Here is a 13,756-nt window from a genome sequence, read left to right on the forward strand (position 1 = left end):
GCCGAGCGCTCCGTCGGCGAACGCGGCTCCCGTCGAAGTTCAGTCGAAGTTCAGTCGCGGTTCACTCGCAGTCAGGCATCCCACCCTGCTTTTGCACAGCGCATTCACCGCGCGCGCAGTCGGGACGCGTGCGCGCGGAAGGTGTCGGCGTCCGTTTGTGCCCCGTTTAAATCCGTTCTTTGTCGGGCAAAGGAGGCGCGGATCTTGCGTGCGTGCCTGAGGCAACGTCTTCGGACGCACGAGAAACAACGAAGCAACGAAACAGGAGGATTGGCCGCAATGGGCAGACTGATCGTGGTATCGAATCGCGTGGCGCCGACGCAAGAAGGCCGTCCCGCAGCAGGCGGGCTGGCGGTCGGCGTGCTCGACGCGCTCAAGGAGACGGGCGGCGTGTGGTTTGGGTGGAGCGGCGAAACGGTCGCCGAGCCGGCCGCGCCGGTCATCGAGCAGCAGGGCAGCGTCACCTACGCGACGGTAGGACTCACCCGCCGTGACTACGACCAGTACTACAAGGGCTTCTCGAATACGACGCTCTGGCCGACGTTCCACTATCGCAACGACCTCGCGCGCTACGAGCGCCAGGAATATGGCGGCTATCTGCGCGTGAACGTGACGCTCGCGCGCCAGCTCAAGCCGCTGATCCAGCCCGACGACATCATCTGGGTCCACGACTATCACCTGATTCCGTTCGCGCGCTGCCTGCGCGACCTCGGCGTGAAGAATCCGATCGGCTTCTTCCTGCACATTCCGCTGCCGGTGCCCGAAGTGATGCGCTCGGTGCCGCCGCACGAAGAACTGATGAAGTTCATGTGCCATTACGACGTGGTCGGTTTTCAGACCGATGCGGACCGTCAGGCGTTCGTCGACTACATCGAGCGCGGCGGCCACGGCACCGCGAGCGAAGACGGCATGGTGCACGCGTGGGATCGCTTCCTGAAGGTGGGCGCGTACCCGATCGGCATCTATCCCGATTCGATCGCGAAGTCGGCGGCGCAATTCACCGACCGCAAGCCGGTGCGCAGCCTGCGCGACGCGATGCGCGGACGCAAGCTCATCATGAGCGTCGATCGTCTCGATTATTCGAAGGGGCTCGCCGAGCGCTTCCAGGCGTTCGAGCGCATGCTGCAGAACGGGCCGGGCTGGCATGGCCGCGTCTCGCTCTTGCAGATCGCGCCGCCGACGCGCTCCGACGTGCAGACCTATCAGACCATCCGCCGCAATCTGGAAGGCGAGGCCGGACGCATCAACGGCCGCTTCGCGCAACTCGACTGGACGCCGATCCAGTATCTGAACCGCAAGTACGAACGTCATCTGTTGATGGCGCTGTTCCGCCAGGCGCAGGTGGGTTATGTCGCGCCGCTGCGTGACGGCATGAACCTCGTCGCGAAGGAATACGTGGCGTCGCAGAATCCCGAGGATCCGGGCGTGCTGGTGCTCTCGCAGTTCGCGGGCGCGGCAGAGCAGTTGCCTGGCGCATTGGTTGTGAATCCTTACGATTTAAATCAGACCGCCGAGGCGCTGGAGCGCGCGCTCTCGATGCCGCATGCCGAGCGCCAGTCGCGCTACGAGGACATGATGGCGTCGCTGCGCGAGAACAATCTTTCGGTGTGGCGCGATACGTTCCTCGCCGATCTGCGCAGCGTCGCGACGGCGGCTTCGGTGACGGCCACGGCGAAGGCGCGCAGTGCGACGCCGGGCGTGCCGAATGCATCGATTGCACCGATCGCTCCGGTCCCGCCGGTCGCGGTTCCGGTCGCGAAAGCTGCGCAAGTCGATCTGCCTTCGAAGGCGTCGGCGAAGGCCGCCGCGAAGCCGGCGTCGAGCGCCGCCGCGGTCAGCAAGGCGAAGGCGGAATGATCGCGATGCACATCGTCGTCACGCGTTAACGCGGACGACAGACGATTCACCCCCCGGCGGCTTTCGAGTCGCCGTTTTTTTGCGCACGCTTGCCGCGCCGCGTGGTGCCGCGTGTCGCTTCAGGTGCGTTGCGCGCCCGCTTCGCCGAACGGATGCGGCGCGGCGGTCGGATCGAAATCCGCCCAGTGGCCGCCGTGCCATTGGCCCGACGCGCGCTCGACGTCGTCGGCGCCGGCTTCGCGCAGCACGTCGGCGGCGACGGCCTGGTTATCGGGGCTCACGTGCACGGCGAGCAGCACGCCCGACTGACGCATCTCGTGATGCACGCGCTCCTCGTGCTCGCTCGCGCGGTGCCAGCCCGCGCCGATGCGTGCGCCGATCCACGCGCCCACGCCCGCCGCGATCACCACCGCCGGCAGCGACGCCGACAGCAGCGCGCCGAACAGCGCGACACCGGCCACGGCGCCCGCGACCGCGCCGAGCGTGAGATTGCGCGTGCGATGCGGCGGCGCGGCGGCCACGGCCACCGGATGCGGCGTGTGACGCGCGTGTTGTCCGCGCGGATTGACGAAGAACAGGTTGACGTCTTCTCCGACGAAACCGCGCGCGAACAGCTTGTCGGCGACGGCTTCGGCGGCGGGGAAGGTCGTGAAGCGCCCGGCGACGATCAGTGACATGGGAATCCCCCTTCGCAAGGTTGACTCACCGAAGGAAGACGCGCCGCGTGTGCGGCGCGCCGTAATCCCATGTTAGTGCGTGCTTGTGCGAAACGTGAGGGCAAACGCGAGGCGAGCCGCGCGGCCCGCGTCAGCCGCGCAGGCGTGCGTTGCGCTGCGGCACGAGCCGCATCAGGCTCACGACGGCGGCCACGGCGGAGAACGCCGTCGCCACATACAGCGCGAGCGCCGGTCCGTGCTGCGGCGCGACGCCGAAAATCAGCGCGACCAGTGCCGCGCCGAGCGTTTGCCCCGTGAGCCGCGCGGTGCCGAGCATGCCGCTCGCGCCGCCGCTGCGTTCGCGCGGCGCGGACGAGAGAATCTGCCGGTTATTGGGCGACTGGAAAATGCCGAAACCCGCGCCGCACAGCGCCATGCGCCAGCCGATGTCGAACACCGAGGGATGCGCGCCGAGCGTCGCGAGCGACAACAGCCCGAGCGCGAACAGCACGAGGCCGATGCCGCCGAGCATGCCGGCGGCGTAGCGGTCGGACAGCCAGCCCGCGAGCGGCGCCGCGCCGATGATGACGAGCGGCCAGGGCGTCATCAGCAAGCCGGTGTCGACCTGCGAAAAACCGAACGCGTCCTGCAACATGAACGGCAGCGCCACGAACGCGAGCATCTGCGCGCAGAACGAGCAGACCGAAGTGCTGATCGAGAGCGCGAACACCGGATTCGCAAGCAGATCGACGGGCAGCAGCGGCGCGGGCTGGCTGAGCTGGCGGCGCACGAAGAACCAGCCGACGACCACCGCGCCCGTGAGTTGGGCGGCGATCCAGAGCGGGTTTTCGCCGTGGCCGAAGCCGTCGACGGCAAAGATCAGGAGACCGAACACGATGGCGTTGAAGACGGCGCTCACGTAGTCGTAGGGCGCGGGATGCCCTTCGTTCATCGGCAGCGCGCGCACGCCGAGCGCGAAGGCGGCGATGCCGATCGGCACGTTGATCGCGAACAGCCAGGGCCACGAGGCGATGGCGAGCACGCCCGAGGCGAGCGTCGGGCCAACCGCCGAGGCGACGGCCACCACCATCGCGTTGATCGCCACGCCGCGCCCGAGCTGCGCACGCGGATAGATCATGCGCACGAGCGCGGTGTTCACGCTCATGATGCCCGCGCCGCCGAAGCCCTGGATCATGCGCGCGAGCGCCAGTTGCGTGAGCGTCCCCGCGAGCGCGCAGCCGAGCGAGGCGACCGTGAAGAGCGCGAGACCGGCCAGATAGACGCGCTTGTAGCCGATGCGGTCGCCGAGCGAGGCGAGCGGCAGGAGCGAGATCGTCACCGAAAGCTGGTAGGCGTTGACGATCCAGATCGAGCTGGCCGCGCTCGCGCGCAGGTCGTGCGCGATGGTCGGCAGCGCGACGTTGGCGATCGCGCCGTCGAGCACGGCAAGCGTGATGCCGAGCGCGACCACGAGGATCGCGTAATAGCGTTGGGGGAAGGGCAGGCCGGATTCGGCGTCGTCGGCGGGGTGCGCGGCGGGTGCGCGCGATGAGGCGGTTGGCGTGGTGATCGGCATCGAGGAAAGGACGGCGCGCGCCGCCGGAAGCTGCATGGCGGCGCGCGCGGTGCGTGGGCGCGCGGCGCGCGTTATTTCAGTTCGTAGAGCCCGACGTAGGTCGTCGAGTCGATTTCGTTCAGATGCGTCATGAAGCGCGCGACCGCGTTGGTGGTCTCGGGCGTGACGGGCAGTTGCGCCGCCTTCAGCGCGTGCACGCGGAAGATGTAGCGGTGCGGCTTGTCCCCGCGCGGCGGCGCGGCGCCGCCGAAGCCGACCGTGCCGTAGTCGTTGCGCATCTGCACGGCGCCTTGCGGCAGCAGGCTGCCGTCGGGCTTGCCCGCGTTGCGCGCGAGCGAGCGCACGTCGGGCGGAATGTTGACCACGACCCAGTGCCAGAAACCGCTGCCGGTGGGCGCGTCGGGATCGTAGACGGTGATGGCGAAGCTTTGCGTGTCGGCGGGCGGGGCGTCCCATTGCAGCGCGGGCGAGACGTTGTCGCCATCGACGCCGAAGGCCCGATCGTCGAACTCCTGCGCCTTCGGCATGAAGCCATTGCCCGGAAAGTCGTCGGACCAGAGTCGAAAGTCAGCCATCGCTTGTCTCCTTTTCGTGGGTGCCGGGTCTTGAGCGGATGCGCGGACGTATGCGGCTCGCACAGCCTGCGCAGAGCGTGTCGATCCAGTTTAGCACCGCGATGCGCAGGCGCTTTTCCGCGACGACGCAGGTTCGCGCGGCTTCAGGTCGCAACGTCTCAGGCGCGCGCTTCGAACCACGCGCCTTGCTCGGTGGCGAGCCACGCGGCGAGCCGGTCGACGACCGCCTGCGGATCGCGTGACGCGCCGCGCAACGCGCATTCCCAGATCACGGCGACGCGCCAGCCCTGGGCGGCGAGCGCGGCGATGGCTTTGGCGTCGTTGGCGCGGTTGCGGGCGATCTTGTCGCGCCAGAATTCGGGCCGCGTGGCGGGCCACTTGAAAAGCGCGCAGTCGTGGCCGTGCCAGAAACAGCCGTGCACGAACACGGCGGCGCGATAGCGCGGCAGGACGATGTCGGGGCGGCCCGGCAGTTCGCGCACGTCGAGGCGAAAGCGGAAGCCGCGGCGATGCAGCAGGCTGCGAATCAGGATTTCCGGCTTCGTGTTGCGCCCGCGAATGCCGGACATCATCCGGCTTCGGGTGGCGGCATCCACGACGTCGACCATGCTGATTCGTCCTGACGTGTGTGCGAAGGTCCGCTCAGGCCGAGGCGGCGGCTTCGGCGGTGGCTGGTGCGCGGCGGCGGGGGGCTTTCGCGGCGGCTTTCGCTGCGGGTTGTGCTTCGCCCAGCGTTACCGCTTCCTCAACCGATTTCTTGCCCGACTTCGCCGCGCGCTTGCCGGCCGGCGCTTTCGCGAGCATCGCGTCGAGATGCGGCATCATCGTGCGCGCCACTTCGCGCATCACCGGCATCACCACGCTGTTGCCGAACTGGCGATACGCCTGCGTGTCGCTCACGGTAATGCGGAACGTGTCGGGAAAGCCCATCAGGCGCGCGCACTCGCGCGGCGTCAGGCGGCGCGGACGCAAGCCTTCGCCCTGATGCACGAGGATCTCGCTGCCGTCCTTGTGATAGCGCGCCGACAGCGTGCGCGTCACGCTCTCCGGAAACGCGAGGCCGTAGCCGAAGCCGTTACCGGCTGCGCGATGCTTCTCGGCGTATTGCTGGAGATAGGCCCAGAGACCGGGCGTGAGCGTGTACTTCGGCTGCACGCGGCGCGCGGTGTGATCGAAGAAACGCTCGCCGTCCCACGGCAGAACCGGTTCGCTGCCGTCGGTGCGATGCAGGATCGAGGCGAGGCGCGGGCCGTCTTCGGGCAGGCCGAGCGCGTCCCACGAAAAATCGGTCGGCTCGCGAAATCCGGCGATGATGATGCGCTCGCGATGCTGCGGCGTGAAATGGCGGCCGTCGATCACGCGGTAGTGCACGTCGTAGCCGAGTTCGTCACGCAGGACCTGAAGAATTACGTCGAAGGTGCGGCCCTTGTCGTGCGACAGCAGGTTCTTGACGTTCTCCAGCAGAAAGGCGGCCGGCCGCTTTTCGGCGATGATGCGCGCCACGTCGAAAAAGAGCGTGCCTTGCGTAGTGCACTCGAAACCGTGCGGACGGCCGAGCGCGTTCTTCTTCGACACGCCCGCGATCGAAAACGGCTGGCACGGAAAGCCCGCGAGCAGCACGTCGTGGTCGGGCACGTCGGCGGCCTCGAACGCGGTGATATCGCCGACGAAGGCGTGGCCTTCGGCATCGGTCTGGCCGTAGTTCTCGAGATAGGTCTTCTTCGAGAACGGATTCCACTCGCTCGTCATCACGCAGCGGCCGCCGTGCGCCTCGAAGCCCATGCGGATCCCGCCGATGCCCGCGAACAGATCGACGAAACGAAAGCGCGCCGGCGCGGCGCCGGCGCCCGACGCGGCGCCCTGAACGGGTTCGGCGCTGCGCAGCAATTCGCGCAACGCGGCTTCGAGCATGGCGGGGCAAGGCGTTTCGCCTTTTTCCCACCGGCGCACGGTCTTGACGTCCTTGCCGACGTGGGCGGCGATCTGCTGCTGCGTGAAGCGCTGACGTGCCTGCGCAAGCAGGTCTCGCGGTTGGGCCGGGTGCACGAAGTCCTCTCTGGGTATTTTGGCGGACATTATGACCGATGGTCGACCCGCGGCACCAGGATTTCCGGGCACGATCAGACAGACGTGCGCGCGCCTCGACCGCGAAGCGGCGGCGAGAAACGGCAAGGTGCGGTGAAAAGGCGTGAAAAGCGTCGAAACGCGGCAGAACGGCGCCGATCAGTGGCGCGCGGCTTGTCCGATGATTTGCCTGGCGGTTGCGGCAGCGGATGTCTCGGCGTTCAGTTCGTAGAGATCGAGCTGGATCAGCAGACTGTCGATCTTGGCGAGCTGGCCTTTGTTGACGTGCCCGGTATCGAGCAGCCGATGCAGACGCGAGCGCCAGTACATGACGGGGAGGATGGGGCCGCCGAAATCGCCCGAGAGCGAAAGCGGCATGACGCGCCGAATATGCGCAATGTCCTGGTCGATGAGATTCGACATCAGGTGGCCGGCCGGGAGGGGACGTGTCGTGTCCATGTACGAAGATTACGACAGTTCCGACCCTAACTTGAGGGTCGCAGACCCCCGTATTTACCCTGATGTGCGTCGGCCGCTCAGCCGATCAGCAACATGGCCAGCGACGACGCGACCATGGCGGCGAGCGCGGCAATCAAGGCGAATACGTAGGGCGAAGTCATGACGATGGTCTCCTTCTTTTGTTGGAGACCATGGTAGGCGATGCCGCTCCGCGTGAACGTTAACAATTGACAAACCACTGTCAGACGACGCGCGCGGCCCGTCGCGCTTACTCCTCGGACGAATCCGCGGCTTCCGGCGAATCCGGCGAATCCGGCGTTTCCGGTTCGACCGGCGCCGGGCCTTGCGCCGCGCCTTCGAGGAAACGGCGCGTCGCTTCGAACGACGCGAGCATCTGCTCGGGCCACGGCGTTTGCAGCATCACGGCCTGATGGTTTTCGAACGCCGAGTTCAACAGCTTCACGAGTTCGGGCGAGCTCAGATGGCGCAGCAGCACGCTCACGGCGATCGCGGTGGCCTGGCTCGCGCCGGCCGTCTGCAGTTCCGAATGGGTGAGAGCGGCGACTTGCTTGTGGATGTCCATGGTGAATCTGCCTGAAAAAATTGGATGCGATGAAGGGCGGGCGCTCGCGCAAGCGTAATGCATTGGCAATGCCTGGCCGGCACGACGAAAAGGGAAACGCCTGGAGCGGCGGATGAGGCTGACGCGGGAGTCGGGGCTGGAATCGAATCCGAACCGGCGCAGGACGCGTGCCGCCGGAAACGATGCAACGAGGCGAGCGGTCTCGCGTGTGGGCTGGTCCCCCTGGCAGGAATCGAACCTGCATCTAGCGCTTAGGAGGCACTTGTTCTATCCATTGAACTACAGGGAGCGGTCAGGTCCGCTGCGAGGCGCATGCGCCGGGCTCCGCCAAGCCGCCATGTTTCCCAAGTCACCCGTCATGGCGCGGAGCCGTCGCACGCGTCGCACTGTTCTGGGGCGGCCCGGACTGCACGCGGATCGAACCGCGGCCGGGCTGCGCGCCACGTGCGACGCAGGCGCAAGAGTATAGCAAACACATTCCGGCTGGAAACCACCCGCCGATGCGTCAGTGGCTCGGTTCAGCGGACCCGTTCAGCAAGCCCGCGCGCGCCGATCAGAACTCGACGACGGCGAATTCGGCCTTGCCCACGTCGCACAGCGGGCAGCGCCAGTCTTCGGGGATATCCGCGAAGCGCGTGCCGGCGGCGATGCCTTCGTCGGGCAACCCTTCTTCTTCGTTATAGATCCATCCGCAGATCAGACAGACCCAGCTTTTGTATTCGATCACTTCGCTCACAACATACCTTTCGTTCAATTCGATGCCGATGCCCGTCATTTGCCCCCATTTGGCGGGGCGATGGGCGACCCGCGATGTTACCGGAAAACGGAGAAGGCGCCGAAAGCGGCCTGGGCCAACATGTCGCAGTTTGACGGCGCGCAGTCACGGACGCGGTGTAAGCTGGGGCGCAAACGAACCAAGGATCGCAAGCAGGGTCGCAAGCAGGATCACAAACCGCCGCGGGGAACGCGCCGGGCAGATCGCCCGCCAATCACCTACAACCGACAGCATCGACATCATTCTCAGGAGCATCACGATGACTCGCAAAATCTGGCTCGCCGGCGCGACGTTGAGCGCCTTCGCAACCTTGTTCGCGGCAAGCGGCGTGGCGCGCGCCGAGGGCGTCTACTTCGTCGAGCCGAAAGACGGCGCGACGGTCAGCAACCCCGTGCACGTGAAATTCGGCGTCGACGGCATGACGGTCGCGCCCGCCGGCACGACCACGCCGAACACGGGCCACCATCATCTGCTGATCGACGGCAAGGCGCTGCCGCAGGGCGAAGTCGTGCCCGTCAACGAAAAATCGATCCACTACGGCAAAGGCCAGACCGAAGCCGACGTGACGCTGCCGCCCGGCGACCACACGCTCACGGCGCAATTCGCCAACGGCGCGCACCAGTCCTACGGCCCGGCTTGGAGCCAGACCATCACGGTGCACGTGAAGTAAGCGGCGCAGCCGTGTGACGGCGCGCGGCGCGCGGTGCGTTCAGGCCGGGTTCGCCCCGATCGGCCCAGGTCCCGCCCGCGCGCCCCGGTACAATACGCGCTTGCTCTCCAACGCAGGCCACGGTCCCATCCATGTCGCTTTACACCATCACCGGCGCGCAACTCGCGTTCGGCCACGTCGCGCTGCTCGATCACGCGGACTTTTCGCTCGAAGCCGGCGAACGCGTCGGCCTGATCGGCCGTAACGGCGCGGGCAAGTCGTCGCTGCTCACGATCGTCGCCGATCTCGCGAAGCCCGACGACGGGCTCGTCACGCGCCAACAGAATCTCTCGACCGTCTACGTGCCGCAGGAGCCCGATTTCGATGTCGAGGCCACGGTGTTCGACACGGTCGCCTCGGGTCTCGCTACGGCGCGCGCGCTGCTCGACGAATACGACGCGGTCGCGCACAAGCTCGCCGACACGCCCGAAGGCGTGGAACACGATGCGCTGCTCGCGCGCATGAACGTGCTGCAATCGTCGCTCGACGCCGCCGACGCCTGGAACTGGCGCACGCGCGTCGCGACCACGCTCGCGCAGATCGGCCTCGACGGCGATGCGCGCGTCGGCGCGCTCTCGGGCGGCATGCAAAAGCGCGTGGCGCTGGCGCGCGCGCTGGTCGTGCAGCCCGACGTGCTGCTGCTCGACGAACCGACCAACCACCTCGATTTCGACGGCATCCGCTGGCTCGAAGACCTGCTCGTGTCGCAGCGTTCGAGCCTGCTGTTCATCACCCACGATCGCGCGTTCCTCGACCGCGTGGCCACGCGCATCGTCGAACTCGATCGCGGCAAGCTGCTCTCGTATCCGGGCAACTTCACGCAGTATCAGGAGCGCAAAGCGCAGCAGCTCGAAGTGGAGCGCGTCGAAAACGACAAGTTCGACAAACTGCTCGCACAGGAAGAAGTGTGGATCCGCAAGGGCGTGGAAGCGCGCCGCACGCGTAGCGTCGGGCGCATCGCGCGGCTCGTGCAGATGCGCAGCGAGCGTAGCGAACGCCGCAACGTGCAGGGCAACGTCAAGCTCGACGTCGCGCAGGGCGACAAGTCGGGCAAGATCGTCGCCGAACTGACCGACGTGACCAAGCGCTACGGCGGACGGACCATCGTCGATACGTTCTCGGCCACGGTCATGCGCGGCGACAAGATCGGCTTCGTCGGCCCGAACGGCGCGGGCAAGACCACGCTGCTCAAGATGATTCTCGGCGAACTGAAGCCCGACGAGGGCACGGTGCGCGTCGGCACGAACCTGCAGGTGGCGTACTTCGACCAGATGCGCGCGCAGCTCGACCTCGAAAAGAGTCTCGCCGACACCATCAGCCCGGGCAGCGACTGGGTCGAGATCAACGGCGCGAAGAAGCACGTGATGAGCTATCTGGGCGACTTCCTGTTCGCGCCGGAGCGCGCGCGTTCGCCCGTGAAGTCGCTCTCGGGCGGCGAGCGCAACCGGCTGCTGCTGGCGCGTCTGTTCGCGCGTCCGGCGAACGTGCTGGTGCTCGACGAACCGACCAACGACCTCGACATTCCCACGCTCGAACTGCTCGAAGAACTGCTCGCGGACTACGACGGCACCGTGCTGCTCGTGAGCCACGACCGCGCGTTCCTCGACAACGTGGCGACGTCGGTGATCGCCTCGGAAGGCGAGGGCAAGTGGCGCGAATACGTGGGCGGCTTCAGCGACTGGCAGACGCAGAGCGCGCGCTCGCAGGAAATGGCCGAAGCCCGCGCGCCGAAGGAAGCCGCGCCGGCCGCCGCCGCGCCGAAAGACAGCGCGACGGGCCGCAACGCGCAGCGCAGCGTGAAGCTGTCGTTCAAGGAGCAACGCGAGCTGGAGGAACTGCCCAAGCGCATCGAGGCGCTGGAAACGGAGCAGAAGACCATCGGCGCGACCATCGAGGAAGGCTCGATCTTCGCGAAGGACGCGCAGGAAGGCACGCGGTTGAGCGAGCGTTATGCGGCGATCGACGAGGAATTGCTGCTCGCGCTGGAGCGCTGGGAAGAACTGGAAGCGAAGCGCAAGTGATGTGATGTGAGAGAAGCGGCCTGCGGGCCGCTTTTTTTATGGGGGTGAAAGTGCTGCGACGATTTGCGATGGATCGTGCATTCCCCCGCGCATCACCCCATTCCCAGCAAAGGTTGCAACGAACAGTCCACCCCGATCCGGCGCCGGACGAGGTGCCCAAACCGGCACCCAAACCGGCGCCCAAACCCCTTGCCGCAAGCGGCTCATTCTACGCGAAGCGCGTCTCGCGCCGCCCCTCGGCCGAACGGCCGACCCCTTCGCAAATTGCCGCGCGGTCCCAAATCAGTACAATACCTCGCGAATACGGTGGAGCGGGCACGCGCGCCGCGCCTGCGAGCCAGGCGAGCAGCCCGACCACGCCCTTGTTTCGTTTCGATTTTTTTGAACGCTCAACGCGTTTTCCACGCAGATGTCCACAGAATCTGTGGACAAGCGCGGACAACCCCTGTGGATCACCATGTCAACGAAGAAGTCCAACGCTGGAAACACTGGCTATAGCGAAGCGTCGATCAAGGTGCTCAAGGGCCTCGAGCCCGTCCGGCAGCGGCCGGGCATGTACACGCGCACCGAGAATCCGCTGCACATCATCCAGGAAGTCATCGACAACGCCTCGGACGAGGCGCTTGGCGGCTACGGCAAGCGCATCACGGTGACGCTGCACGCCGACCATTCCGTGTCGGTCGAGGACGACGGCCGCGGCATTCCGTTCGGCCTGCATCCCGAAGAAAAGGTGCCGGTCGTCGAGATCGTGTTCACGCGCCTGCACGCGGGCGGCAAGTTCGACAAGGCCGCCGGCGGCGCCTACACGTTCTCGGGCGGCCTGCACGGCGTCGGCGTGTCGGTCACCAACGCGCTCTCCACGCGCCTCGACGTGACCGTCTGGCGCGACGGCAAGGTCGCCGAAATCGGCTTCTCGAACGGCGACGTCACCAAGCCGCTGATTTCGCGCAACGCCGCGCGCGACGAAAAGAAAACCGGCACGCGCGTGACCGCGTGGGCCGATCCCAAGTATTTCGACTCGCCCAATCTGCCGCTCGGCGAATTGCAGCGTCTGCTGCGTTCGAAGGCCGTGCTGCTGCCGGGCGTCGAAGTGACGCTCGTCGTCGAGAAGACCGGCGAGCGCCAGAGCTGGAAGTACGAAGACGGCCTGCGCGGCTACCTGCTCGAAGGCATGGGCGGCGCCGATCTGCTGATCCCGCTGTTCGAAGGCGAGCGCTACGCCGACGCCCGCACGACCGACGACACCTTCGCCGAAGGCGAGGGCGCCGCGTGGGTCGTGGCCTGGAGCGAGGAAGGCGCGCTCACGCGCGAGTCGTACGTCAACCTGATTCCCACGCCCGCGGGCGGCACGCACGAAAGCGGCCTGCGCGACGGCCTGTTCCAGGCGGTCAAGAGCTTCGTCGAACTGCACAATCTGCAGCCGAAGGGCGTGAAGTTGCTGCCCGAAGACGTGTTCGCGCGCGTCTCGTTCGTGCTCTCGGCGAAGGTGCTCGATCCGCAGTTCCAGGGGCAGATCAAGGAACGCCTGAACAGCCGCGACGCCGTCAAGCTCGTCTCGTCGTTCTCGCGTCCGGCGCTCGAACTGTGGCTCAACCAGCACGTCGAGCACGGCAAGAAGCTCGCCGATCTCGTCATCAAGCAGGCGCAGGCGCGCACGCGCGCGGGCCAGAAGGTCGAGAAGCGCAAGAGCTCGGGCGTGGCCGTGCTGCCCGGCAAGCTGACCGACTGCGAAGCGACCGACATCGCGCGCAACGAGCTGTTCCTCGTCGAGGGCGACTCGGCGGGCGGTTCGGCGAAGATGGGCCGCGACAAGGAGTACCAGGCCATCCTGCCGCTGCGCGGCAAGGTGCTCAACACCTGGGAAACCGAGCGCGACCGCCTGTTCGCCAACAACGAAGTGCACGACATTTCGGTGGCGATCGGCGTCGATCCGCACAGCCCCGACGAGACCGTCGATCTCTCGAATCTGCGTTACGGCAAGATCTGCATTCTTTCTGATGCGGACGTCGACGGCTCGCACATCCAGGTGTTGCTGCTCACGCTGTTCTTCAAGCATTTCCCGCAGCTGATCGAGCGCGGCCACGTGTACGTGGCGCGTCCGCCGCTGTTCCGCGTCGATGCGCCCGCGCGCGGCAAGAAGCCCGCGCAGAAGCTCTACGCGCTCGACGAAGGCGAACTCGAAGCGATTCTCGACAAGCTGCGCAAGGACGGCGTGCGCGAGACGCAATGGAGCATCAGCCGCTTCAAGGGCCTCGGCGAAATGAGCGCCGAACAGCTCTGGGACACGACGATGAATCCCGACACGCGCCGCCTCTCGCCCATCCTGCTCGGCGACCTCGACTACGAGTCGACCGTCGCGCGCATGACCATGCTGATGGGCAAGGGCGAAGCGGCCTCGCGCCGCTCGTGGCTCGAAGAAAAGGGCAACGAAGTCGAAGCGGACATCTGACCGCCTCCCGTTCACCCGCCCGCACACGATTA

The 13,756-nt window shown here is 66.6% G+C and carries 12 protein-coding genes, 1 tRNA gene and 1 pseudogene; 4 read left to right on the forward strand and 10 right to left on the reverse strand.

What is annotated here, in order from left to right; translation table 11 throughout:
* Positions 1-279 precede the first annotated feature (279 nt).
* Positions 280-1,683, forward strand: a pseudogene (gene otsA / locus SB764_RS15445) (alpha,alpha-trehalose-phosphate synthase (UDP-forming)); the annotation flags it as partial.
* Between the two features lie 293 nt (positions 1,684-1,976).
* On the opposite strand, the gene SB764_RS15450 reads toward otsA, so the two are convergent.
* The 10 genes from SB764_RS15450 to SB764_RS15495 all read right to left on the reverse strand — a co-directional run bounded on the left by SB764_RS15450 (position 1,977) and on the right by SB764_RS15495 (position 8,506).
* The gene (locus tag SB764_RS15450; protein ID WP_410863989.1) at positions 1,977-2,534 is read right to left on the reverse strand and encodes a hypothetical protein; all 558 of its coding nucleotides are present in this window, start codon (positions 2,532-2,534) and stop codon (positions 1,977-1,979) included.
* Between the two features lie 130 nt (positions 2,535-2,664).
* Positions 2,665-4,089 (reverse strand): MFS transporter, encoded by a 1,425-nt coding sequence (locus SB764_RS15455; protein WP_074984853.1) that lies wholly within the window; start codon positions 4,087-4,089, stop codon positions 2,665-2,667.
* A 71-nt stretch (positions 4,090-4,160) separates the two neighbouring features.
* Positions 4,161-4,664 carry a YbhB/YbcL family Raf kinase inhibitor-like protein gene (locus tag SB764_RS15460; protein ID WP_110327584.1) on the reverse strand — a complete coding sequence of 168 codons (504 nt, stop codon included), beginning with the start codon at positions 4,662-4,664 and terminating at the stop codon, positions 4,161-4,163.
* Positions 4,665-4,822: 158 nt separating this feature from the next.
* Complete coding sequence (locus tag SB764_RS15465) at positions 4,823-5,272, reverse strand: very short patch repair endonuclease (RefSeq protein ID WP_065063720.1); 450 nt, start codon at positions 5,270-5,272, stop codon at positions 4,823-4,825.
* Between the two features lie 34 nt (positions 5,273-5,306).
* Positions 5,307-6,740, reverse strand: a complete 1,434-nt coding sequence (gene dcm / locus SB764_RS15470) for a DNA (cytosine-5-)-methyltransferase (protein ID WP_322007361.1) — start codon at positions 6,738-6,740, stop codon at positions 5,307-5,309.
* A 147-nt stretch (positions 6,741-6,887) separates the two neighbouring features.
* On the reverse strand, positions 6,888-7,151 hold the full coding sequence (locus SB764_RS15475) for a hypothetical protein (protein ID WP_065063781.1): 264 nt from the start codon (positions 7,149-7,151) through the stop codon (positions 6,888-6,890).
* Between the two features lie 113 nt (positions 7,152-7,264).
* Positions 7,265-7,414, reverse strand: coding sequence for a hypothetical protein (locus tag SB764_RS15480; protein WP_156773867.1), 150 nt, complete (start codon positions 7,412-7,414; stop codon positions 7,265-7,267).
* Positions 7,415-7,455: 41 nt separating this feature from the next.
* Positions 7,456-7,770 carry a hypothetical protein gene (locus SB764_RS15485; protein ID WP_234774819.1) on the reverse strand — a complete coding sequence of 105 codons (315 nt, stop codon included), beginning with the start codon at positions 7,768-7,770 and terminating at the stop codon, positions 7,456-7,458.
* Between the two features lie 214 nt (positions 7,771-7,984).
* Positions 7,985-8,059: transfer RNA gene (locus tag SB764_RS15490), tRNA-Arg, on the reverse strand.
* A 264-nt stretch (positions 8,060-8,323) separates the two neighbouring features.
* Positions 8,324-8,506: a rubredoxin gene (locus SB764_RS15495; RefSeq protein WP_027816562.1), complete on the reverse strand. Its 183-nt coding sequence runs from the start codon at positions 8,504-8,506 to the stop codon at positions 8,324-8,326.
* A 298-nt stretch (positions 8,507-8,804) separates the two neighbouring features.
* Here SB764_RS15495 and SB764_RS15500 point away from each other — a divergent pair, with 298 nt between their 5' ends.
* From SB764_RS15500 to SB764_RS15510, 3 genes are all read left to right on the forward strand, one after another.
* On the forward strand, positions 8,805-9,215 hold the full coding sequence (locus tag SB764_RS15500; RefSeq protein WP_065063716.1) for a DUF4399 domain-containing protein: 411 nt from the start codon (positions 8,805-8,807) through the stop codon (positions 9,213-9,215).
* A gap of 131 nt (positions 9,216-9,346) precedes the next feature.
* Complete coding sequence (locus SB764_RS15505) at positions 9,347-11,275, forward strand: ATP-binding cassette domain-containing protein (RefSeq protein WP_074984736.1); 1,929 nt, start codon at positions 9,347-9,349, stop codon at positions 11,273-11,275.
* 457 nt (positions 11,276-11,732) lie between these two features.
* On the forward strand, positions 11,733-13,724 hold the full coding sequence (locus SB764_RS15510) for a DNA topoisomerase IV subunit B (RefSeq protein WP_321855381.1): 1,992 nt from the start codon (positions 11,733-11,735) through the stop codon (positions 13,722-13,724).
* Positions 13,725-13,756: the final 32 nt, after the last annotated feature.

Source organism: Paraburkholderia sp. SIMBA_027, assembly GCF_046535315.1.
GTDB lineage: Bacteria > Pseudomonadota > Gammaproteobacteria > Burkholderiales > Burkholderiaceae > Paraburkholderia > Paraburkholderia tropica.